Here is a 25,208-nt window from a genome sequence, read left to right on the forward strand (position 1 = left end):
CTCTTCAGTGCTAAAACTAAAACGAGTAGAAGGCTTTTGCCAACCTACACGACTAGTAGGTTTCAACGTGCCAGCGACCGGCTTTCTTCATTTGCCGTTGGTAATCAGACCAGGTAACCCCGTTCTTCTCGGCGGCAACGGTGAGTGCGGAATCAATGCCGTCTTCCATGCCCTTGAGACCGCAGATATAGGTGTGAGTATTGGGTTTCTGCATCAAGCTCCAGAGCTCGTCAGCGTTTTCTCCAACCCGATGCTGAATATACATCCTACCGCCTTCGGAATTCTTTTGTTCCCGGCTGATGGCATAGGTGAGGCGGAAGTTGTCTGGGAATTTCTCCTGTATTTCTTCCAACTGTTCTTTGTAGAGAATGTTGGGGGTTGTGGTCACACCAAAGATCAGCCAAGCTTGACCTTTAAACTTGTAGTCTTCATGCTGCTCAAAGAACATCCGCCACAAGAAAGCTCGGAATGGTGCAATTCCAGTTCCTGTTGCCATCATGATCACGGTGGCTTCCGGGTCGTCGGGCAACAACATCTCTTTACCCACTGGGCCGGTGATTTTTACGTCTGCGCCTTCCTCAATATTGCATAGGAACGTGGAGCAAACGCCGAAAACTGTTTCACCGGTTTCGGGATGCTTGTACTCTAGCTGTCTAACACACAGAGAAACGGTCTTATCGTCTAAATTATCGCCATGACGAGTTGAGGCAATGGAGTACAGCCGTAGCTTATGAGGTTTGCCCTTGTCATCGGTTCCGTCGGGGATGATGCCGATACTTTGGCCTTCGAGATAGCGTAAATCTCCGGCAGAAATGTCGAAGGTCAGGTGACGGCAAGTACCGATTCCGCCTTCCTTGACCAGTTCTTTATTGGAGATGCACTTACCAATAAAGGGCGCATTAGGGCGGTAGATGTTGACAGGAATGTCAGCTTTCGATTTTGCTTTTGCTTGAGTCATAGGCTTGCCTTTCTCTTCTGACTGGTTTTGCTGTGGTTCAGCTCCTGGTTCAGCTTTCGGTTGAGCTTTTGCGGCGGCCTTTCCGTTGGCTTGGTTGTCAGCCGTGAGAGGCTGGATACTGACAATTTTTCCACCCATGCGGGTAATCCGCTGCATCTCTTGATTCATCCGACTATAAGGCACTGTGATAAAAACACTGCCGCTTTGTCGAATCGGGTAGTTCAAGCTGTCAGTTGCTGTGCTCTGACGTAGACCCACCACTTCGTAAACAAACATGCGATTACTTAATTCCGTAGTATTTGCGGAATTCGCAGCCGCGCTAGGACTGTACATAGCTTCAATAATCTCCAAACCAGACTTCACTCGTGTTGCTAATACGTGCCCTTGTCACCACAAGCCGACTCCAATGCCAGATTGGAGGATAGGCCCAATGAACCCAAGACAGCACTCTTAGCGTAACATTGTAAAACTATGCCCAGTCTAGTTTCACGGTTGTCATTGTCCGAACCAACCGTAACCCCTCTAGAGTCAGGTTACTTAGCTGTTGGTGAGAATTCTGTCAATCTTGAGTCAATTTCATATTTTCTTTAGACAAAAGACCCCGGCTACCTTAGCATAAATACTGAGTGGGATCAGAACACTTACATTAAGCCTTGTATCGTGAATCTCATTTTGGTAAAATCCACTGTTAGTAGCTAGTAGTAAATACTTACGCCGTGCAGGGCTGGAGTCTTCCCTGAGGGATAGTACTTTAGTACATCATGCCTTCATGATGGATGAAAACGGCACCCAATAAACAGACGGGTTGACCCGAGGCTGTGGATTTAGATTGCTGAAAACTTTTTTGAAAATTATGTATTGCGTTAGAGGGAAGATATGACCACTCAGCCGGATCGCGTGGTATTAATTGGTGTTGCTGGAGACTCTGGATGCGGTAAGTCAACATTTCTGCGCCGCTTAATCGATTTATTTGGCGAAGAGTTCATGACGGTTATCTGTTTAGACGATTATCACTGTCTAGACCGAAAACAGCGCAAAGAGCAAGGGGTGACCGCCCTCAATCCTAAAGCGAACAACTTTGACCTGATGTATGAGCAGATTAAAGCGCTCAAGGAAGGCAAAGCCATTGACAAGCCCATCTACAACCATGAAACGGGCGAACTCGATCCACCAGAGCGGATCGAGCCGAATAAAATCCTCGTGATTGAGGGGCTTCATCCTCTCTATGACGAGCGAGTGCGATCGCTGATCGATTTCGGCGTATACCTGGACATCAGTGACGAAGTCAAAGTCAACTGGAAAATCCAGCGAGACATGGCTGAGCGGGGACATCGCTACGAGGATGTGATCGCCGCGATTAATGCCAGACGCCCTGACTTCTCGGCTTACATTGAGCCTCAGAAAGAATTCGCTGACGTTGTGATTCAAATCTTGCCGACGCAGCTTCTGCCAGATGACAAGGAGAGCAAGATCCTGCGCGTCCGCTTGCTACAGAAGGATAACGTGGAAGGCTTCGATCCAGTCTATCTGTTTGATGAAGGGTCAACCATCGACTGGAGACCTTGCGGTCGCAAGCTGACCTGTGCTTACCCTGGCATTAAACTCTTCTACGGACCCGATTCTTACTACGGTCATGATGTCTCCGTCTTAGAAGTGGATGGTCAGTTTGACAATCTAGAGGAGATGATCTACATCGAAAGCCACCTCAGCAATACCTCGACCAAGTTCTATGGCGAGATGACCGAGCTGATGCTCAAGCACCCGGATTATCCTGGCTCTAACAATGGTTCTGGATTGTTCCAGGTTCTGGTGGGTCTGAAAATGCGAGCCACTTATGAACGCTTGACCGCCAGCAAATCCCCAGTAGCTGCTGCCAAAGTCTAGTTTGTTCGGGGTTAAGTTCTATTAGAATTTTGCAGTTCGCGAGGGGCTAATGTTGCCTCTCGCGCTTTATTTTGATAGACAGGAGTAATGTCTTTGACGTATTTCATTTAACTGTTAAGGTAGCTGAGGAGCTGGGGATAAATTTGGTAATTGTTATAGATAAAGTTGGATAGGACGAGGACTAGCGTTATGCGAGTGTGGATTACGAGCGTTCTGGTTGTGTTTGGGATGGTGGAACTTTACCAGTGGATGAAAAACTTCACGTTACCGCTTCCTGTCTTTATTTTGGCTGGAGCTATGTTAGCGATCGCCTCCAACTATGGTAAATACGCAGGCTGGTCTTTTCAGTCGCCGTTTGCTCAATCCCAGATGCAGCCAGTACAGACAGCATTGAATGATAAGTTTACCCATATATCCAACGGGTCTAGTCTAAATCCTTCCTCCGCGAAGTCCCTGCCTCAAGCCACTCGCGAAATCTCCTTCACCATCCGCCGTACTCCAGAAGCGGTCAAGAACGAGAAGAGTTCAAGCATTTGACACTCCAGCGTTTAAAAAAGGGTGAGGAAAGTTTATCTCTCAATGCTCCGAGGGTTCCTCTGCTCTGAGAACTCCTTTACTTCTGAGCTCACCCACAAACCCGAACGTATTTTTACAGAAACGGGATGCGCCCCCTTTTTCCCGATAAGCCAATAGGTAATCATTTCCCCTTTACCCTTGACTAGGATCGCATCCCGTTGTTCAAAAACATACTTGTCCTTCAACAGCTCATAAGTGGCAGCCGTGACTTGAATCCCTCCTGCTGCTCCTTGTGATTCCATCCGGGACGCCACATTCACAGTATCGCCCCACAAGTCATAAGCAAACTTTTTCGTGCCAATCACTCCTGCCACCACAGATCCTGTGTTGATGCCGATGCGAAGATGGAAGGGTTTGCCATCATGTCGCTTAAAGCGAGTGATTTCCTGTTGCATGTCTAGTGCCATCTCGACAACAGCCTCGGCATGATCAGGTCTGGGTGTCGGGAGACCACCCACAACCATATAGGCATCTCCAATCGTCTTGATTTTCTCTAAACCGTGTTTCTGAGTTAGGCGATCGAACACGGAAAAGATCTTGTTCAGCAAATCCACTAGTGTTGTGGCAGAAATCTGAGCGGAAAGTTCTGTAAAGTTAACCAAGTCAGCAAATAAAACGGTGACTTCGTCAAAACTATCGGCGATGATGCTTTCTTGCAGTTTCAGCCGCTGAGCAATTGGCACGGGTAGAATATTATACAGCAAATCATCAGTGCATTGTTGTTGATAAAGCAGGGCTTCTTCCCAAACCTTTCGCACCGTGATATCCACAACGCTGCCTTCGTAGTAGAGCGGCTCCCCTTGAGCATTACGCACAATGCGGGCATTCTCCACAACCCAAATGATGCTACCGTCCTTACGATAAACTTGAGACTTAAAATTCGACACCCGATCCTGGGCTTGCAGGAGAGCCAAAAATTTGGCTCGACGAACCTTGTCAACGTAAAGTTGCTGGTTGATATTCTTCAAACAAGCTATCAGTTCTTCAGCGTCGGAGTAGCCGTAAATTCTCGCCAGCGCTGGATTAGCACTGAGATATCGTCCATCAGGTGTCGTCTGGAACAAACCTTCATCAGCGTTCTCAAAGATGCTGCGATATTTCTCCTCGGCTTGCTGTAGTGCTGCTTCTGCCTGCTTGCGCTCTGTAATATTAATGCTGCTACCAATAATGCGATAAATACGCTCTTGCTTGTCCCGCAGTGGAGTTAGATTAGTAAACCACCAAGTTTGTTGTCCCTGGAAGGGTAAGCACTCCTCGTAACTAATCGTTTCTCCAGCTTCAATGCAAGTCTGGTATTGCTGCCGCACAATTGCCGCTGCATCGGGAGGAAACAATTGTTCGGGAGTCTTGCCTTGTAACTCGCTTGACTGAATGCCTGCTAAGTGTTCATGGGCAGGATTCATTCCAACATACTGAAATTCGCCATCTTCTAAAACGTCTACGACAAAGATGGACTCCGCCACCCCGTCGTAAATGTTGCGTAAAAACAGTTCTTTTTCCCCTAGTTCCTGGGTACGTTCTTGGACTTTCGCTTCCAGGGTTTGGGCATAGTCTTTTAACTCCTGGTGAGAGAGTTGTAGCTGCCTCCAGAGTACGAAACCGCGACTCACCAGCCCCGCACTGACGAGAGATAGGAAGGGCGACACGGCACTCACCCACCAACCCCCAAGAAAGAATAGGTAGGCGCTCCCCATGAGACTAGCACCGGCAGCCAGGATAACAACAACTACCCAACAGGGAGAACGAACTCTCCATCCTAACGCCGTGCCCACACTCGACCAAAGGAAAACCCAGAACCACTCTATCGGTTCTGGTACGCCCCGGAGAAGTTGCCTGCCATCCAGGGCTGCACTTAAAATCTGACTGGCGAGGTCGGCGTGCAGCTCGACACCTGACCAAAACGTGTGAGGGTTGGTTGTGTAAGGGGTGTAGAAGTTATCATTCAGACTTGCAGCGACGGTGCCAATCAGTACGATTCGCCCCCGCATCAGATTGGCAGGAATCCTGTCTTCCAAAACGTCAGTTATGGAAATTTTGGGGACTCCCCCGCGTGTCTTGTGAAAGTTAGACAGGATTTGATAGCCGCCTACATCGGCGCGGACGTAACCGCCTTCATTCTCTTGCAGCGGTCGAAACTTAGCTTTCCCCATCTGAATTAGGGTTTTATCCTTACCATTGACTTCAGGTTGAATGTTTTTACTTTCCAAATAGGCTAAAGCTAGTTTAGTTCCCAGAGTCATGATAGTTTTGCCCTGGCGATTCCGAACGGATAACAGGTGGCGACGAACTTTACCGTCTGCATCCTGTACTAGGTCGCTGGCGGCAACTTGATCGCGATTTTGGAGAATGGGAGGTGGCTCAACGGCTGGACTGCTAGCATTGCTAAGTGCTTTTTTAATGCCAATTAGATTTGGGGTAGAGGCAAATACTTTAAGTAATTCTTGATGTCCGGGTTCTACTGGAAGATTGCGATAGAAGTCCAGTCCAATGGCAGTCGGTTGCTGCTGTTTGAGCTTTTCCAGAAGTGTTGCTAAGGTGGCATCTGACATCGGCCAGTGCCCCAATCGGGAAATATCTGGCTCGTCAATGGTGACAATAATTACACGGGATTCCCCGGTTTCTAACGGACGCAAGCGAAACCATCGATCCAAAACGGCAGATTCTAGCAATTGCAACGTTCCAGACCATTGCAATGCTAAAACAACTCCCGTCACACCGATAATAATCGTCCCGATGCTCTGCCTCCGGAGAAATTGCGCTTTCAGCTTTGTCCACATCAATTGTTGGCCTCTAGCTACAGTGCTACATCCAGAGGGGAATAATGTTATTCCATAGGTTGGATGGCAATCGCATTGGGCACAGTGAATCCTTTCGGCTCTAGCCCCACCGATTTCATTAATTCCGCCCAACTGGTAGCTATAACTGGATGATTGGGTTGGGTGCGTTGAAGTTCCACTAATGTATTCAGCGCCTCGTACCAAAATCCTTGCTTGGCATAGATAGATACCCGTTCTACTGCTGTGGCATTCGCTAATTGTTGCTTTAAGGTCGCACTCGGTTCAGCGCGTTCAATCCAACCCCCGACTACCCAATCATCCGTGCGATCGCTCGGATTACAAACCAGAGCAACTGTCCAGTAGTAGGGCTTATCCTTCACTAGCGACGGTGCAGTATCCAATAAGCTAATGCTAACTAATCCCGCTTGAGAAACGGGAACACTGACTTGGTAAATACCGTTCATCCGCTCGTCAAACAGGCTGAATTCTGCTGTTTGGGCTGTTGTCTGCGGTATATAAACAAAGAAATTTGGGCGATCGCTCTGAGTTAAACCCAGGTGACGACCAGGAACCAGAGCCGTTAAGGAACTGGACTTTGCCGATGGATGAGACAAGCAAGCTTCTCCAGCCGGACGCGATCCACCCCCAGCCGTACCACCACGGGGTGCGTCTCTGCCTGGAGGCGGTTCAAACAGGGCTGTAGCGTTGGACTCTGCCCAGACCTTCGTTGTTACTTGAGGTGTCAGGATTACTGATAATGACAATAAGACCAATATCAGTCGGAAGATGGATGTAGAAGTAGCCATAATTTTGTACAAATTCTAGTTCTAGTTTGGCACATTACTAGAAAATAATTTTGATGATTTCGTATTCACCAAAAGCTTGAGACGTTCTCCTTAAAAACTCAGCTATAAAGCTGAGGAAACTGTGAAGACGAGGTGAGCCATATCAACGCCACGTCCATAACTCCGTTATTCTTTAAGGAGAGGGAAAAAGGAGAGATTATCTAGGAAGAAAAAAGGGATAAAAGGCGGATTTGGTATCAAATGATGTTTCGCTTTTTTACCTGGAAGTCGTTCACTGAACCCTAAAGCCAATTGCCAACCAAAATAAAGGGTGCCCAGAAGTAAGGATGTGCGGATTCGGGTGTTTTTAGTAAATGCAGTTGAGCGACTCGTACAGCTTCAGCCCTGGTAATGTTTGGGGTAAACAGTTCTTTGTAAAACTGTTCCATAAACTTCGCCGTCGATTCATCGCTAACAGTCCAGAGGGTAGCAAGAGTACTGCGAGCACCCGATCGCACAGCTACCCCAGCGAGTCCTAATGCTGCGCGTTTATCACCTTTTGCCGTCTGACAAGCACTCAGTACCAAAAGTTCAAGGGGTGGCGAGTTAGCTAAATCTCGGTTGCCTAACAAGGTATTTAATTGTTTCACATCAAGCCGTCCGTCCCAAGTCAGGATAAATGTTTCCTCTGGTTTGGAGCTAAACTGACCATGAGTTGCCAGGTGGACGATAGAGTATGGCTGCGTATTGACTTGGGTTTGTAGGGCTTTAGTAGTGAATTCTCGATCAAGCAGAATGGTTGCTGGGACAGTCGTGCTGACTTCGTTTACTTCCTGCTTAACCCCTGGTAAAGCAGAGAACGCTTGATTTCCATCGCTCAGTCCGCCAAGCAGGGCTTTCTGTTGAGTACGGGCAAGGGGCTGAGAATTTAATAACTCTAAGCTGGGAGCGATCGCAATTCGATATTGTTCAATCAAATACTGTTTCCCATCGTGCAACGCTGCCATGGGTACATTCCGCAAGGAACCATCCAGGACAAACACCAGTGTTTTAATCGACTGGCGAGTTAAATCAGCCGCCGCCGGTTGCACCAACCAGCTATAGATAGTTTGAGCGACGGATAATCGTTCTTGAGCAAAGGAGGTGCGTCTCAGGGATTGGCGCATTCGGTTGATTGCCTCTTCCACTTGTTCTTGAGACAGATTTGTTGTGTAGTTACGCAGCGGTTGATTAGGTAAGGAGAGGATAACCTCCAAGCGATCGCGCAAGATAATCGGATAAACCACAGCCGCCGTTGGATCGATGCGATCAATCGATTGGGATTGAGTGTCCAAACAGGCTTCTCTAAAGAAATTGGCAATTTCAGCCAGTTGGAGTGCTTCAATGGTTGAGCGTGCTTGTTGCAGGTTGGCTTGACTTACAGATCCAGCCCCTGGAGGGGATTGCAATAATAAATCCACCAATTCCCGATAAACGGGTTCAACCTGTTCCCGAAAGGAAAACTGAACGTCTTGGTTAACGGCAACCAAGTCTTGCCGCAAGGATTGCAGGGTATTGACGGCTTCGGTGTAAGATGCGATCGCTCCGACTCGAGCGCCCGTCTTAACCAGTAGTTGCCCCATTTGCCACTGCCACTGATAGGCAATCTCCGAGGCACGAATGGCTTGTGCCAAGCGAAGTGCTTCTTGGATGAGGCGTTTAGCATCTTCCCATTGCTGTGTTTTTGAGTAGAGTTGTCCCAATCGTCCCAAAGCATAGGATTGGGCACGGGGATTTCCTAAAATTTTTGCCTGCTTTTGGGCAGTAGCCAGGAGTTGAGCCGAAGTGGTAACGTCCTTCGGATTCAGTTTAAATAGATATTCGGCTAACTCAATTTGAGCGTAAATTGTAGTTTGGCTGGGAGATGAATTCGCCAGTTGAGATTGAATGAGTGGTAGCAAGTTTTGGGCATCTCGAAGGCGATTGAGTTTAATCAAAAGCTCTAGCTGATGGATTTGAGCTTGTAATTTAACTGGACTATTTTCTGCCGCTGCCTGCTGGTAAAATTTCAGTGCCGTTTCGGGCTGATTTTGAGCCTCAGCAAGATTAGCCAAACTGAACAAAGCAACCTGAATATCCGAAATGGATTGTAGTTGTTGCGCTGCTGCTAAAGCCTGCTCTAGGATTTTTTGGGAGGCATCGAAATCTCCAGCCACGCGCAGGACGTTTCCCAGATTCAGCAGTCCGGCAAGTTTAAGCTGAGAGGCGGGTTGGCTATTGAGAGATGCTTCAATCTGTTCTAAGCTAGTTCTGGCGCGGAGGTAAAAGCCTAACGCTTGCAATGCTCTGGCTTGGTTAAGTTGGGTGCCGATTTCACCCGTGCGATCGCCCAATTCCTGATAATAAGTTTGTGATTGTTTCCACGTTTCTAAGGCGGCTTCTGGCTTTCCCTGAGCAAATTGCAGTTGTCCTTGGTTGTTGATAATTTGGGCAAGGATAAATTTGGATTCGGGTAGTGTTTGATTCCTTATCAACGCCACTGCCTGACTCATTGTTGCTTCGGCTTGCTGGAATTGTCCAAGTTGCTGGTAAGCCAAGGCAAGATAACTGGATACCAATGTTTGATTCAGGATATCTCCTTTGGACTGAAAGCTAGAGGCGGCTGTTTTCCACACATTTGCTGCCTCTAAAAATTGCCCTGCTTGGTAGAAAGCTTGTCCGTTTTGGAGCTGGCTATCGGCTTGAGCAATAATCTGTGGCGAATTGCTCAGGGGTCTGACCCCTCCCCCAGCCCCTCCCCTAACAGGAGAGGGGAGTCTAGCTCCCCCTTCCCTAATAGGGAAGGGGGCTGGGGGGTTAGGTTTTCCGAATTCGCCAACAGCTTCAGAGAATTCGCGGCTACACAAACTAAAACGAAGTTCGCCTACATGGACTAACGGATTGAAACCCGCGCAGGCGGGTTTTGTTTGTATAGCCCCAGAATTCATTCTGCGGGCATCCAATGATGACTGCTCACTTGTAGCTGCATGAACACCAACAGCCATCAGGAACCCTAACAACGCACAGAAAACGAATCCCAGCAACAGGTTTCTGAAAATTATTCTGTATAGGTATCGGCTAAATAACTTCATTGGCTGCTATAGCGATTTACCTGACACTTCTGTGAGTAATAGCTATTAGAAGAAACTTCAGCAGAAGGATTAGCCACTAATCCCACAGTCCCATCTGCATTCTTTACCCAACCCGTAGCCTCAACCAAGGGATTTTGAATTTTAGATTTTGGATTTTGGATTGCCGATTGCTCACGGGAAAAGTCTTCTGTACTCCCTGTTTCCCTTGTCTCCTGAGTTCCAAGGGTGGGCACCCGGAGCTTTAGTGAGGAGGCACTGTCTCTAGGAGTGGATACTCGCCAATCAATCCAACCTGGGGTAGAGTTCAACGCCTCACTAGGAGCAGGTGGCAATCCTCCTCTGCCAGTGACAACAAAGCTGTTGTTTCTGGATTGAGCAGAACAGGTTTCAGCAATTTCATTGCTAGAATCCGTAAGAGTTTCGGGTAACTCGGCTAATCCACGATTAGGGTCAATGCCTCGAATATCGATTTGTACCGTGCCATTAAATTCTGGGCCTAAGTCAGAAGTAGCAGTAATGTCACTTTCGGGGGTTAGTTTATCTCGAAACTGGGTGCCAAAAATACCTTGAGCGGTAATACGAATTCGACCTCCAGAACCGGCTTTAGCATTGGCTGTAATGTCGCTATCTTCTTTAGGTACTGCTACTAAGGTATTGGTGTTAATCGTAATATTGCCGCCATTAGAATTACCCGCATCAGTACTAATTCGACTCCCACGGCGTAAGAGGATTTCTGATGCTTGCAGATTAATGTTTGCGCCTAAACCGGATGCCGTTCTGCCGTCAATGCTGCTTTGGTTGTCAAGCGCGATCGCATCTGCTACTACGTTGATGTTACCCGCCTGTCCTGTACCCAACGCTTGCAGATTGAGCGTTCCCCCATTGCGAAGAATCAATTGCCCGACATTGAGATTCAACGAACCGCCGTTCGCCGTAGCATTAGGATTGATTACGCGAGATGCAATCCCAACAGAAGTCTGAATTTGACTGTTAAATTCACCTTGACCCCCATTCCCAATTACCTCTACACGCCCTGCATTAATTGTGATACTTCCTGCATCTCCTCTGCCTAAAGATGCTGTTGTAATCACTCCCCCATTTCGGAGAGTCAGTACAGGTGTAGAAATGTTCATATTCCCACCCCGATTCGCCGCGTTGGCATCAGCGGAGATGAAACTTGGCCCCCGACTTCCGTTCGCCAAAACTCCAGAAATACCCTCTATTGTTACTGACTCAGTCGCTCTAAGTGTTAAATTACCTCCCGGCCCCCCAGTGGTATTCAAGGGTTGGTTGCCAATTACCGAGCCACTCGATAAACTAATTCCGGCTCCTTCAGAGATTCTCAACCGCTTGGTGTCGATATTAATGTCTCCGGCTTGCCCATTGATACCGCCTGCCGTTGAGCCGATTAAGGTGGCTACAGGACTGCCATCAGGAGTACGCAACACTTCGACTGATTCAGAAGCTTTAATGTTAATATCCCCTGATGCTCCTCGATCGCGGGAGATGCTGATTAGAGCAGCACCATCACTCACAGTTAAACGTTCTCCCGCAAAGGTAATATCTCCTCCCGTACCCGTACTCCCCGCAAATGTGCCGCTGTTGACCGCAGAACCGACTAGATCGAAATTCCTGGCACGGATGGTCATATTTCCGGCGTTGCCAGTACTGAACGTGGTGCTAGCTAATACTGCTCCATTGTCTATCAAAAGTTTTTCCGTATCGATCACAATGTTTCCGGCATTTCCCATGCTAGTAGTGCCAGTAATCAGCACAACTTGTGGGTCAAAAGGGTTTGCCGATCCAGATAGCAAATACTTACCGACAAACAACCTATAGGGATCGACACCAATCCCGTTCAGCTCTACTGAATCGGTAGCGCGGATATTGACAGCACCAGCCGCACCGTTTCCTCGTGTCAGCGTAGAGATTTGCGTTCCACCTTCAGCCCGAAATGTTTGGGCGTTAATATCAATCCCCCTGCCGTCAATATTTCCCAAAGTCAGTGCATAAATTCGCGAACCGTTGAGGCTGACATTTCCACCTCTAATATCGACTTTGCCACCCCCTAATCCAGTGGTGTTGATGAGTGCTCCATCGGATAGTTGAATATTGCCAAAGTTCTGAATGTTGTCATAGTTTAAACTCAGCCCGAATGGCGTGGATATGAATCCGACAAAACCTGAACTCTTCACGCTACCCAGAAGAATTTGTCCAGTATTGGCTGTTAAATTGCCACCATTAAGTAGAACATCACCGCCAATTAGGGCTAAGGTTTGACCAGGGTTTACCGCTAAACCAACATTGTTGGAAACGGGAATTTGCGGAGGTAGGGGTTGCAGATTTCCCGGTGCCACAGCCTTTGATTGATTGATGATGCTGCCAGGATTTGAGCCAAACTGCAAGCCAATCGGCACGTTAATTGTGAGTAGGGGAGGCGATTGGGGATTAGTGGCACTGAATTCACTCCCATCTGCAAATTTGATGCTATTGGCTGTTGAAGCGAGCAATGAGCCACCAAGATTTAACTGAGCATTCGATCCAAAGCTAATTCCACTGGGATTGATCAAAAACAAGTTAGCACTACCGTTCCCTTGAATTAAGCCATCAATGCTGGAAATCTGCCCTCCGGTAACTCGTGTCACGATGTTCTGCACGTTCAAGGCATGGTTAAAGTAAGCCGTTTGTCCAGTCAGAACCGAAAACTGCTCAAAACTGTGAAACAGGTTAGTTCCTGCTTGTGTGCCACCAGTAATCGTTAGGGTACCGCCGTTGGGGGTAACAACAGAATTGTTGGGTAAAGTGAGATCGGGTACAATTTGCGCTTGAACTGAAAGTGTAGAAGCGAACAAAAAAGAGGTGATAAATACGATCGCGCCAAAATGAGTTCGTGTTACGGGCACGTTCATGGGGTGTCCAAGATTGATCAGAGGAGTCAGTAGATTCACCTCAAACCCATCGATAATTCCTACTTAACTATTGATATCCTCAGGGGATATAAATAGTTAAGCTTTCTATGTTAACACTATTGGTCTGTCAACCAATTTTTGATAGGTTCGTAGTAAGCGCTTTAGCGAATTGAGCGCCTACTACAAACGGGATAAACACCCATCAAATCAAACTTGACACTCTACTAGCCCCTAACTCAGCGCCCCAGATTCCGCTTCATCTGGTCTAACTCTTCTTGCAATTCCCAGCGCCTAAACTGATCATCTAACGGATCTGGGCCGCTGTAGCTCTGGCGGCTGCTAGTTTGGTTCCAACCATAGGTTTCTGCTTGGCTCTGAGCCTGAGAACTCGCACGCGCCGCTTCTACCTCTTTGGCTTTGGTGCGGACTTCCTGCCGACGGGTTTGAATCTGACGAATCAGTTCCTGAGATTGTTGAATTCGCTGTTTGACGCCTTCCATCTGTCCCCAGCGCTGGTTACCTTGACGCAAAAGGGCGGCTTCTCGCTCTTGAGCGGCTTGAGCTAAATCTTGTCTGCCGTGAGACTGGGCTTTTTCGACTCGCTCATGCCAGCGCTGGATGTCTTGCGCGATCGCTAAAATTTCGTCTTGCAAATTTTTTTGCTGCTGCTTCAAGTCTGCAATCAGCCTTAGTGAGTCCTCTTCCTGCTCCCGCAGCTGCTCTTCAAGTGCCTGTAACTCTAGATGAGGATTATTGCGGAGAAACTCTTCTAGTCGGTCTTCCAGAAACCGATTGAAATCATCAAATAAACCCACTGTTTCCCTTCCTCCGCTCAGGTACGTCCAACTATGTTATCAATCGTAGAATGAGCTAGGGCATACAGTTAATCGGCGAGAGATGCGATCGCCCTATGCTGACAGCGCTTCAGATAGATTTGAGCAACTTTATCCTCAGGGGCAAGTTCCAAACAAGCTTCAAACAGTTGTGTCGCCTCCCTCAACGCATGTCTCGTATAAAGAAATAAGCCCTTTTCAAAAGTCGCTTTTGTCAGTAGCTTACTCTCGCGGAGTTTGGGTGGATCAGCCTCAAAGATTTCAAATACGGATACCCTTTCTGATTTGCCTTTCACCTGAACCCGATCAATCACGCGGAAAGCATACATCACAGGGTGGTGCAAATGAGTAAACGTGTGGTGAGAAATCAGCATCGACACGCCATACTCTTTCGTCAGCCCTTCCATACGAGAAGCTAAATTAACCGCATCACTAATCACAGTGCTATCCATGCGGTTAGGGCCGCCGACAGTTCCCAGCATCAAAGAACCCGTGTTGATGCCAATGCCGATTTGGATCGGTAGACGTTCTGGACTAGTTCGGGTTGTATTATATTCTGTCAGGCGATGTAACATGTCAATTCCAGCTCTAACCGCATCATCAGCACTGCCGCTAAACAGCGCCATAATCGCATCCCCAATATATTTATCAATAAAGCCGTTATTTTCAATAATGGCTGGCTCCATTTGACTCAAGTAAGAATTGATAAATCGAAAATTTTCTTCCGGAGTCATCTTTTCCGACAAAGTTGTAAAGTTCCGAATATCGGCAAACAAAACTGACATGTGGAGCTGTACTTGGTCACCTAATTGGACATCAATAATGCTTTCTTTGTTCAACAACTGGAGAAATTGACGCGGCACAAAACGTTCATTCGCTTGGTTGAGTTGATAGAGCTGATTGGTAAACTTAACTCGCTCCGCTTCTGATCGTTTACGTTCGGTAATGTCTTCAACAAATCCCTGATAGTAGAGCAATAAGCCATTGGCATGGTGTACAGTACGAGCATTCTGTCTCACCCAGATCATGCTGCCATCTTTGCGATAGGCTTGAAACTCGAACCCAGATACAGCACCCTTTTGTTGCATTAAGATGATGAATTCGCTACAACGATGCGGCTCAACATAAAGTTGATGCTCAATCTCAGTGAGAGTTGATATCAACTCTTCCGGGGAGTCGTAGCCAAAAAGCTGGGCGAGGGCAGGATTCGCACTGAGATAACGTCCATCCGGTGTCATTTGAAAGATACCTTCAAGGGCATTTTCAAAGATACTTCGGTACTTTTCTTCTGCCTGTCTTCGGGCTTCTTCTGCTCGTTTGCGTTCTGTGATGTCCTGAAAGGCGACGACGGCATAAGCCACATTGCCAGATTCATCATAAATTGGAGTTCCCCAAGCTTCGATGGGAATACTTTTATCTCCTCGATGGATTTCGATATCATCCGCAGTGGTTCGTTCGCCTTTCAACGCCCGTACAATGGGCAATTTCTCTACTGGATAAACTTGATTTGTACCCGCGATAAAGTATTGATAAACCTCTGCTAATTGCTCAATGCTTGTATTCGCAACAACACCTTTTCCGAGTAATTCTTGTGCTTTCTGATTGGCAAAATAAGGGTTGCCATTCGCATCAATTACGGCTACTCCAACCGACACACCTTCTAGGAATTGAGCTAACCTTCTCTCACTTTCTCTGGCGGCTTCCTCTGCCTGATTTTGCAACTCGGTGGTTAGGGTATCGTAGTGCTCGGTCGTCGTCTCCAATATCAGTTCCAGGTCAGTCTTTTCCCGCTGCAATTCCACGCGATGGTAACCTGCGATCGCAATGGTAGACCCGACCAAAGCCAGAAATGGAGAGATCACAGGTATCCACCAGCCGCCGAAAAAACTGACGTAGGTAACTGTCAACAGAAGACCGGTGGGCGATAGAATGGCAATGCCCAGGATAATCCATCGATGATAGGCATTATTTTTAAATCGGCTTCTCTGAAGTAGCAGCCAACGGACGGTAGCCCCGGTGAACGACCAGCCTAAAATCCACAACCACTCGATGGGTTCTGTCCAACTCTTAATTAACGGTCGCCCATCTAAAGCCGCACTCAAAATCTGGCTGGTTAAGTTGGCATGAATCACGACACCAGGCATTCGTTTCGGGCTGCGTTTTGAGCTGGGCAAGAAGGTGAAGAATCGGCTACTGTAGGGAGTCAAAAAAAAGTCGTTGGAACTTTGTCCTGCGGCCCCAATCAGCACAACCTTTCCGGCAAAAGCACCCGCCGAGGAATCGCGCACCCAGTCTTGCGGTATCCGGTCTTCTAGAATATCTGTCATCGAGATCGTGCGGAAGTTGTCTTGGGTACCGCGATAGTTCAACAAAATTTGGTAGCCACCGGAATTGGCACGAATATAACTTGCCTCATTGCCTGTAAAAGGCTTGAATATCGCTTGCCCTAACTGATAATGCCGTTTTTTGGCATCAACCACCTGGAGTTTCACACCTTTGCTTTCCAGATACATTAAAGCCAGCTTGGTTCCTAAGCTTTCTTGGGTTTTACCCTGTTCTGTAACGGTTAATAAGCCGCGACGCACCTTGCCATCGGCATCTAACACTAAATCTGCAATTGCAATTTGACCAAGCTGGCTTAAAGTGGGCGGAGGAGGAACTGTTTCCCCAACGAGTTTCCCAACGCCAATTAGGTTGGGAGTAGACTTAAACACTTTAACCAACGCTTGATGACCCGGTTCCACGGGTAAATTTCGATACAGATCTAGACCAATAGCGATCGGCTTTTGTGCTTTTAATTTCTCGATTAATCGAGCTAGAACAGTATCCGGTAGTTGCCCGACGCCAATTTTATTCAGATCTGACTCATCAATGGTGACAATGACAATGCGAGGGTCAATTGCTTCCTTGGGACGCAGACGCACCAACTGATCGTGAGTCACCCATTCTAAAAGCTGAAATAGTCCTGTCGAGCTGGCAGCAATGATTACTCCCGCTACAGTAGGGGCGGTAATCAGTACCCCACGCCATTTCCAAATTCGCTGCCTGAGCTTCAGCCACATGTATTATTGGTAACCAGAATACACAAGAAAACCCCCGATTACTGATTGCTAAATGCTGATGGCGTTCTGAATGAGGTTTTACCTTGAGCCATTAGCGATCGGGTATCTGGCACCCAATACAATAGAAGCCTATTGTAACAGTGGCTTTGTTGCGATCGCCTCCAGACCCACTGATTTTAACAACTTTTCCCAGGTAGCGGCTAAGGTTGAATCGTTGGGTTGCGATCGCCTCTGGTCTGCGAGACTGGTCAGCGTATCGTACCAAATTCCATTCTTTCCGTACAAGGCAGCACGTTCCACTGGGGACAAAGTCTTGAGCTGACGACTCATAGCTGGGTTCGGTGCAATTCGCTGGATTCGACCTTCTACAGTCGGATTATCCGGTCGGATTGCCTCTCCACAAATCATCACAAAAGACCACTGATACGTCTTACCCACCTCAATTTTTGGGGCATCATCTGGAAGTTTGAAGCTCACAATACCCGCTGTTTGACTCATGGGAATTATTTTTTGATAGTAATAATCCTCATTGTCATCTTTCAGCACAAACAGCGCCTTTCCGGCGGACGTTTGAGGCACATAAACAAAGAATGTTGGATGCTCGGATATGGTCAATTCTGAGTAAGTCGCCGGTCTCAATGGAGTAACAGACGGACCTAAGACTTGCGAATCTTGAGAACATATCCCACCATTACGCGATGCCCCGCCTGCTGAATCATCTGGTTTCCCGTCCCTCAGAGGCTCAAACGTGACACTGACAATGGTTTGCCCAGGTATTGTTGAAGCGGACTGTGCCCGTACTTGTATGGCTAAGCCAGCGCTCAACATCATGTTCAGAGATAAACTGACTGAAAAAAGTTTTATAGATAGACGTTCATTTTGCCAAGCCATGATTTTGCCTTCTCCCTAAAGATAGATATAGGCATTCTTAAGGGTATTATATTTTTCAACTTTCGTCATCTGTACATCCTGGCAAAAATGAATGTCTTCGAGTAAAATTCAGTTGAAAGAAATTAACGAGTATTTTTTAATTTGACATCCAATTATTTTACTTGACAATAAATCGCTTAACTTGACAATAAATTGCTTAACTTGAGATTTAATTTCTTAAGTTGAGAGCCAAAGCATCCCCTAGCCATTTAGCAACGAAAGAAAATCAAAGCCAATTACCAACCAGAACAAAAGGTGCCCAGTAATAAGGATGGTCGTATTTAGCATTTCTTAACAACATGAGCTGAGACTGGCGAACCGCCTCCGCTTTGCTCACCTGAGTTTGAAATAGCTCTCGATAAAATTCAGCCATGAATTCGGCGGTGGATTCGTCAGAGACTGACCATAGAGTGGCTAAGGTACTACGTGCTCCAGACCTCACAGCTAATCCGGCTAATCCCAAGGTTGCCCGCTTGTCACCTGCTGCCGTTTGGCAAGCACTCAGAACCAGTAATTCAATGGGGTTCTGGTTTTGTTGCTGTCTAGATTGCAATAATTGATCGAAATCCTTAACCTGAATTCGACCATCCCAAGTGAGGAGAAAAGTATCCTCGGCCTTAGAACTAAACTGAGCATGGGTAGCAAGATGGATTACGGGAAACGGTAGTGCACTAATTTTCTTTTCCAGACTTTTCTGAGTAAATTCCTGATTAAGCAGCACCTCAGAACGAACCTCAGCAGAAATTTGCTTAAGTTCAGACTTGACTCCTGGCAAGGCGGCAAAGCCTTGACGAGCCTCAGTCAGTCCGCCGGTTAAGGCGGTGAGGCGATTGCGAGCAAGCGATCGCGACTCCAACAACTGCAACCCTTGGCTAAGGGCAATGCTATATTTCTCCACGAGATACTGTTTTCCATCGTGGAGGGCTGCCATGGGTACATTCCGCAGAGAACCATCCAGGACAAAGACTAAAGTTTTGACGCCACTTTCCGCTAACCGAGCCTCAGCCGGTCGAATTAGCCAGTCATAAACTTGTTGTGAAAAGCGCAAACGCAGTTTGCTAGAGAAGGATCGGTTCAAAGATTGTAAGAATTGCTCTAGAATGCCTTCGACTTCACTTTGGCGTAACTGAGTTTGGTAGTAGCTCAAGGGTTGCCCTGGTAGCGAGAGGATAACCGCAAAGCGATCTGGCAAAATAATCGGATAGATCACGGCAGCCGTGGGATCGACCCGGTCAATCTGCTCTGGTTTAATATCCAAGCAGGCTTCCCGAAAGAAATTGTCTAATTCAGCGAGCTGGAGTGATTCAATCACTTGGCGAGCTTGTTTGAGGTTTTCTTGCCTGGAAACTGGATTTTGCTCAGGCACAGATTGCAGGAGCAATTCCACAAGTTCACGATAGATGGGTTCCACACTCTCCCGGAACGAAAACTGCACATCAGGATTAATCGCCACCAAATCGCTGCGAAGGGATTGTAAAGCCTTGACGGCTTCGGTGTACGCAGCAAGCGCTTGAACGGTGTGCGGCTGGGTTAACCCGCCCTGAAGTGCTCCTTGATGTTTATGAATTCGACCGAGTTGCCACTGCCAACGATAGGTAATATCCGACGCATTAATCGCCTGAGCTAGACTGAGAGCGTCTTGAGTCAGTTTTTGTGCTTCTGGAAAGTTCTGTGTGTATTCATAGAGATGTGCCAACTCCCCAAGGGCGTAGGATTCAGCTCTGGAGTCTTTCAGCATTCTTGCCTGTTGGACGGCTTTGGCTAAAAGTTGAGCCATATCCGGTAAAACGGTTGAAGATGGCAGAGCCTTTGGATCACGTTCAACCTTACCTGTGAGCGCAGACAATTTGATCAAGCTTTCAGCCAGATTCACCTGAGCGTAGACAGCCGCACGACTAGGGGGTAGTTGGGTGAGGTTCGCCTGAATGGTGGGTAATAAAGCTTGCGCCGCTTGCCACTGTTCGGTTTGGACGAGCAGGCTCAGTTGGTTGAGTTGCGCTTCTAGTTGACTGAGTGGGTTTGTGGCTTTTTCAGCCGCTTTTTGATAGAGTTCAGTAGCTTTTGGATAATCTTGTAACGCTCGACGCGTATTCCCTAAACTGAACAGAGTCGCGCTTGTATCCCCGGCAGAATCCAGGCGCTCTTGAATCGCTAAACTCTGTTCTAAGACTTCCTGGGATTGTTGTAAGTCTCCCACCACTTGCAGGGCAACCCCTAAACTTCGCAGTCCTGAGGCTTTCAGCAGGGAATCGGGTTGAGTTTGTAGCTTTTGATTGATCTGCTCTAAGTTCGTTTTTGCCCGTCGGTACAGTCCTAACGTTTGCAGAGCTTGGGATTGGTTAATTTGAGTGCCAATCATTCCGACTTCATCCCCAGCCGCTCTGTAAGCCTGTTCCGCTTGTTTCCAGGTATTGAGAGCGGCTTCGGCTTTTCCTAAGGCGAGTTGAAGACTGCCTTGGGTATTGAGGACTTGGGCAAGAGTGAAGGGGTTGTTAGGGGGAATGAGCTCTAGGCTTTGGGAAATTGATGACTGTGCCTTTTGCCATTGTCCTAAGTCTTGATAAGCTAGCGAGAGATAGTTCAGGCTGAGGGCTTGGTTGAGGCGATCGCCTTTTACTTCGTAATCCTGAGCCGCCTGTTGCCAAACCGCAGCCGCATCTGCAATTTGCCCTGCCTCATACAGAGTTATGCCTTGTGCGAGTTGGGTTGAAGCATGAGTTGTGTGCTGTTCGATGGAGGTAATGGGAGAACGCTGGGCAGCGACAGGCACAACGGCTGTAATTAGGAACAGGGTTAGCAGTCCCAGGATAAAGTGTGAAATATAGCGTCTCACAATAGACCCACTCTTGTGTATTGGAGAAAATTGGCGCAGTCTTTTCATGCCTTCAACCTTCAACGTTCAATCTTCCAACCTTTAACCCTATTTTGAGCAAGTAGCCGGATGATTGTTAACTTATCAGCCAACTCCGCGTGACATTAGGGCGTGATTCATATCCCTTTGCTATGATTGTCCTGAAATTCCCATAATTTTGTAAGATTCGTCTGTTTTGTATCACAAACTTTTTTATGAATGTATCCACTGAATGAGTAGGCAGAATCAGCCAGAGTTCCCCTCTAAGGTTTACGCTGAGGCTGTTGTGCGTTCAGCAACTGGGGCATCGTTGTTGCGCTCTTCAAGTCTCGTCACTAGCGAGAACGTGGTTCAATTTCAGGCAGAACCGAACCTAGTTACATTAGCCAAAAAACGCTTAGAGGCAGCAGGATTTGAAATTTTAGATGTAGGAAAAGCATTGATCAGCATTGCTGCCGAGCGAGAGGTTTATGAGCGATCGTTTCAGACAAGATTGGAGGCAATTGAACGCCCTGTAATCAAAGAAATGGGTGAGCCAAGCACGGCAACATTTATCAATTCAGTTGATGACAAACCCTTTGGGGAGATTGATACCTCTGATACCCGATGGGATGAGGTATTAGATGGAATTGCGCTCAGCGAACCTGTTTACTATACTCGACCGATTAGTTCTACAACAGAACCACCAGAAAGAACAGCGAAATATCTGAATGTGCCCGATGATGTGGCTCAAGGATTGAATGCAATTCGGGTTCACCAAAATGGCATCACAGGCAAGGGTGTTCGGGTTGTCATGATTGACTCTGGGTGGTATCCCCATCCATTTTTTAGAGAACATAACTATAAGGTAAATGTTGTTCTTGCCCCCGGTTCAACCGCTCCTGATCGAGATGATAGCGGTCATGGTACAGGGGAATCTGCTAATGTTTTTGCCATCGCTCCTGAAGCTGAGCTAACCATGATCAAGTTTGACATGGAACTTGAAGGTAAGCTCAAAAACGTTACATCCGTTGCGGCCTTGAAGCGAGCGATTGAACAGCGACCTGATATTATTTCTTGCAGTTGGGGATCGGATCAGAGAAGCCGTCAACTGTCTCCTCAAGACAAAATGTTAGCGGCTGTTGTTGCTCGTGCAGTTCGTGAGGGGATTGTCGTTATTTTTGCAGCTGGGAATGGAAGCTGGGGTTTTCCAGCCCAACATCCAGATGCGATCGCAGTTGGGGGAGTTTACAAACATTTAGAGGGATCGTTAAAAGGTCGTTTGGAAGCCAGCAATTACGCCAGCAGCTTTATCAGCCCCGTTTATCCGGGACGACGAGTTCCAGATTTGTGTGGTTTGGTTGGGCAGCTTCCGGATGGGGCTTATATTATGTTGCCGATTCCTCCTGATGGTTGGCGCGATCGGGTGCTATCTGTTGTGGGTGATGGTGATGGCACGTCTCCTTCTGATGGATGGGCCGCATTTAGTGGTACTTCAGCAGCCGCACCTCAGATAGCGGGTATTTGTGCTTTGATGAAACAGGTTGATCCGAGCTTGTCTCCTGCGAGGGTAAAGCAAATTTTGCAGCAAACGGCTCGTGATGTGGTTGAAGGGTTTAGCAATCCAGATACAGGGGGTCATCGAGCAAGGGAAGGGCTGGATTTGGCAACGGGTTATGGGTTAGCGGATGCTTATGAAGCGGTAAGGGCGGTGAAAGCATTCACTAACGAAAATTGTTGTGATGATTGTGCATCTTCAGAACGAACAGAGCAAAATCTTTCAGACATTTATCTAACATCAAAAGTGAGGAAACCTATGTCTTCTGAATTCCCTAAGTTACAAAAAAAACTCGATGAACTACGTTGGAAATTTGAAAAGGAATTACAAGCAACAATTGATGAGCATGGACTAGAGGATGTTGAACTAATAATCAGTGAGGATAACTTCATTCCTCGTTCACCGATTACAAAAATTGCTTTCTCTTTGCGAGAGAGATTAGATAGCTGTTTTCACACAAAAGAAGAATATGAGAAGTTAAAAGAAGAATATGAAAATTTAACCAAAGCACAACGTAGTAGTTTAAGCAAAGAAGAACGTGTTAAGTTTAAAATAGGAATAGGTGAAATTAAGATATGGGAAATTACAGAAGAACATATATCTTCGGCTCAAGCACTGATTAAAATTGGTAGGCATCAAGAATTAGCAATTAGGGTTTTAACAGAAGCGTTATTGTTAACTGGTGAAGGGGGAAAAGATATCAGAAAAATGGCATCTGAGGCTTTATCAGAGTGCGGTTCTGAGATTGCTATGTTTGATGCTAGTAGCAGGGATGAGACTTCATCACTTGACAAGATAGAATTGACATGTGGTAAGTGTAAGAATGGAAAGAGATGCTGTACTAATGGTAAGTGCTACAGTTGCTAAAGTCCTAATTTTTTACAATCCCGATCGGGATTAAGCCTGGATTGAGCGGGAATTTTTGTCTTACAAAGTAGCGAGCTCTCAAGTTGATTATCAGTGATTTTTTGTGCTGTTCTAATATCTGTTCCGTACAAAATACTCTCCTTAAAATCTGCTTCTTGCAGAGAGGCTTCACTAAAATCAGCATCTCGCAAATTTGCTCCCTGAAAATTAGCTTTTACAAGAAAAGCTTTTTGGAAATTAGTATTTTCAAGTTGAGATAACCTAAAGTTAGATCTAAATAAAGTTGCGCCACTTAGGTTCAACCCACTCAAGTTATCATTACAAAAATTAGCCTCTTCTAGGTGGTCTTTCTGTCCTGTTAAAACTAAGTACCAAACCAATATAGACATCTCAAGATTTTGTTGACATTTTGCATCCTCTCTATAGATAGTTGTCTGGGCTAAGATCAAAAGAAAAAAATGAATAGGAATGAGCGTTCCCATAAACGGTATGATGGCAATTTTCAAAAATCCGTGTAGCTGTTTTCTACGACTAGCTTTCACAAACTCTTTTGCTAATCCAGATAGTGAAATTTCAGAGTTGTGAGCTTGCATAAACTCCCTAGCATCACGGAGCGATCGCCCCTGAAGCAGATAATCTTTAGATTTTTTATGGTGCTTCCATTCTTCGGCGGCATCTTCAATTTTGCGTTTTTTCCGCAGGGCTTCTCGACATTCCTTGAGCCAATCTCTCAATTGTTTCCAATTGCGGATCAGGGCTTCGTGGGCGACTTCGATCATTTCGATCATTTCGCCATATTGTTTATCGGAGAAGCGAACTAAGAAACGAACTCTAGGTTCCGCAAAAAGATTGATAATTGACCGGACACGGATTTCATCGCCGTCGCTGGCGATTAGTTCTGATACCGCCGCACGGCGACGGGTATCTCCGCTATCTTCATTCAATTGCACCAGTGCCAAAAAGATGCAACGAGCGATCGCTTGATCATCAGCACTCAAGGATTGATACAGATGTTGAGCTTCACCCGCTAGTGCACCTCCTACACCACCAATGTTGTGCAAGGTTGTTGCCGGATCGACCCCGTTTTGCAAGCCTTCCCAAATCCGGGTTAGGGCAAACTGTAGTAGAGGGAGTGCACCTTCTCTTCCCTGAGTTTGCTCAACCAAGAGCTTAACGATCGCTTTATCTAACTTATTTCCTGCCTGTTCTGCGGGTTTAGCAATGGCAATCTCTAGCTCCTCTGGTTGCATAATCGGCACCAGAAACCCCTGAGTTGAAAAGAGTTTGTTTAAGCGTGGGTGTTGCTGAGTGTCCCCTAAAAAGTCACTTCGTAGCGTGAGAATAACAGATACCCGTTTGGTTGGTTCTGCTGCCGCACAAAGCAAATTCTCAATAAACGCATCCCGTTCAGCAATAAATGCCTCTCGTTCAGTCTTCTCTAACGAAAACGCATAGGTATAAACCTCTTCAAATTGATCCACCAAAATAATCAAGGGAGAGAACTCGATATCAGGTAATACATCGGCAATGCGCCTTAATCCCTCATAGTTACCTGCATCACTCTTTGTTGCGAGAACTCGTTCAAATTCCTGTGCTTTTTCTACTGGTGTTGAGTCGTTTTTGACAATCCGCGCCAACACTGTTGCTAAAGCTTCCAGAGGATGGGTTCCGGGTACAAGTACCGCCAATCGAGCGTGATCTCGACCTGGCAAGGGTTTTTTCCCCAAAGCTGGAATAAGTCCTGCTCGTGCCAGAGATGATTTTCCTGAACCCGATGGCCCATAAATCGGCAGTACCCGGACTGTCGATTGGTGTTCATGAAGATGGCAGAACTTCTCCCACAGTTGCTCGATTTGCGTTTCGCGCCCAAAAAAGCGATCGCCATCGATTTCTCGAAATGCCAGCAACCCTCGATAGGGATTATCCCTTAAGTTTGTAGTATCAGGTTGAGGCGATTTGGCTTCAGTTTGAGCATGGGATAGGTAAACTGTGAGGTGACCAATTGCTAAACCACCCATCATCTGGGCGATGATCTGTCCCTGAGTTTCGTCTATCTCTTGGCTAATCCGGTTAATGGGTGCAGGAGGGAAAGCTGATTCAGAATCAGGAGGAGTTGGCATAATGCGATC

Annotated in this window: 13 protein-coding genes; 3 read left to right on the forward strand and 10 right to left on the reverse strand. The window is 46.9% G+C overall.

The window, feature by feature from the left end; translation table 11 throughout:
* Positions 1–52: 52 nt before the first annotated feature.
* A complete protein-coding gene (gene petH, locus MIC7113_RS29655) occupies positions 53–1,291 on the reverse strand; it encodes a ferredoxin--NADP reductase (RefSeq protein ID WP_015185886.1) in 1,239 nt (412 codons plus the stop codon).
* Positions 1,292–1,834: 543 nt separating this feature from the next.
* On the opposite strand from petH, the gene MIC7113_RS29660 reads away from it, so the two are divergent.
* Positions 1,835–2,842 (forward strand): phosphoribulokinase, encoded by a 1,008-nt coding sequence (locus tag MIC7113_RS29660; protein WP_015185887.1) that lies wholly within the window; start codon positions 1,835–1,837, stop codon positions 2,840–2,842.
* 189 nt (positions 2,843–3,031) lie between these two features.
* A complete protein-coding gene (locus MIC7113_RS29665) occupies positions 3,032–3,379 on the forward strand; it encodes a hypothetical protein (protein WP_015185888.1) in 348 nt (115 codons plus the stop codon).
* A 32-nt stretch (positions 3,380–3,411) separates the two neighbouring features.
* On the opposite strand, the gene MIC7113_RS33985 is transcribed toward MIC7113_RS29665, so the two are convergent.
* The 8 genes from MIC7113_RS33985 to MIC7113_RS29715 all read right to left on the reverse strand — a co-directional run bounded on the left by MIC7113_RS33985 (position 3,412) and on the right by MIC7113_RS29715 (position 20,705).
* A complete protein-coding gene (locus tag MIC7113_RS33985) occupies positions 3,412–6,195 on the reverse strand; it encodes an adenylate/guanylate cyclase domain-containing protein (RefSeq protein ID WP_015185889.1) in 2,784 nt (927 codons plus the stop codon).
* A gap of 47 nt (positions 6,196–6,242) precedes the next feature.
* Entirely contained in the window at positions 6,243–7,001 is a 759-nt protein-coding gene (locus tag MIC7113_RS29680; RefSeq protein ID WP_015185890.1) for a DUF928 domain-containing protein, read from the reverse strand.
* Positions 7,002–7,282: 281 nt separating this feature from the next.
* The gene (locus MIC7113_RS29685; protein WP_155898119.1) at positions 7,283–10,003 is read right to left on the reverse strand and encodes a CHAT domain-containing protein; all 2,721 of its coding nucleotides are present in this window, start codon (positions 10,001–10,003) and stop codon (positions 7,283–7,285) included.
* Between the two features lie 83 nt (positions 10,004–10,086).
* Positions 10,087–12,999 (reverse strand): two-partner secretion domain-containing protein, encoded by a 2,913-nt coding sequence (locus MIC7113_RS29690; RefSeq protein ID WP_015185892.1) that lies wholly within the window; start codon positions 12,997–12,999, stop codon positions 10,087–10,089.
* A 236-nt stretch (positions 13,000–13,235) separates the two neighbouring features.
* On the reverse strand, positions 13,236–13,814 hold the full coding sequence (locus tag MIC7113_RS29695; RefSeq protein ID WP_015185893.1) for a TIGR04376 family protein: 579 nt from the start codon (positions 13,812–13,814) through the stop codon (positions 13,236–13,238).
* Between the two features lie 68 nt (positions 13,815–13,882).
* On the reverse strand, positions 13,883–16,894 hold the full coding sequence (locus MIC7113_RS34330) for a CHASE2 domain-containing protein (RefSeq protein ID WP_015185894.1): 3,012 nt from the start codon (positions 16,892–16,894) through the stop codon (positions 13,883–13,885).
* 129 nt (positions 16,895–17,023) lie between these two features.
* On the reverse strand, positions 17,024–17,785 hold the full coding sequence (locus tag MIC7113_RS29710) for a DUF928 domain-containing protein (RefSeq protein WP_015185895.1): 762 nt from the start codon (positions 17,783–17,785) through the stop codon (positions 17,024–17,026).
* Between the two features lie 265 nt (positions 17,786–18,050).
* The gene (locus MIC7113_RS29715) at positions 18,051–20,705 is read right to left on the reverse strand and encodes a CHAT domain-containing protein (protein ID WP_015185896.1); all 2,655 of its coding nucleotides are present in this window, start codon (positions 20,703–20,705) and stop codon (positions 18,051–18,053) included.
* Positions 20,706–20,907: 202 nt separating this feature from the next.
* On the opposite strand from MIC7113_RS29715, the gene MIC7113_RS29720 reads away from it, so the two are divergent.
* Positions 20,908–23,079: a S8 family serine peptidase gene (locus MIC7113_RS29720; protein WP_015185897.1), complete on the forward strand. Its 2,172-nt coding sequence runs from the start codon at positions 20,908–20,910 to the stop codon at positions 23,077–23,079.
* Here MIC7113_RS29720 and MIC7113_RS29725 read toward each other — a convergent pair.
* On the reverse strand, positions 23,076–25,199 hold the full coding sequence (locus MIC7113_RS29725; RefSeq protein ID WP_015185898.1) for an nSTAND1 domain-containing NTPase: 2,124 nt from the start codon (positions 25,197–25,199) through the stop codon (positions 23,076–23,078). The genes MIC7113_RS29720 and MIC7113_RS29725 overlap by 4 nt on opposite strands.
* Positions 25,200–25,208: the final 9 nt, after the last annotated feature.

The sequence above is a fragment of the Allocoleopsis franciscana PCC 7113 genome, from assembly GCF_000317515.1.
GTDB lineage: Bacteria > Cyanobacteriota > Cyanobacteriia > Cyanobacteriales > Coleofasciculaceae > Allocoleopsis > Allocoleopsis franciscana.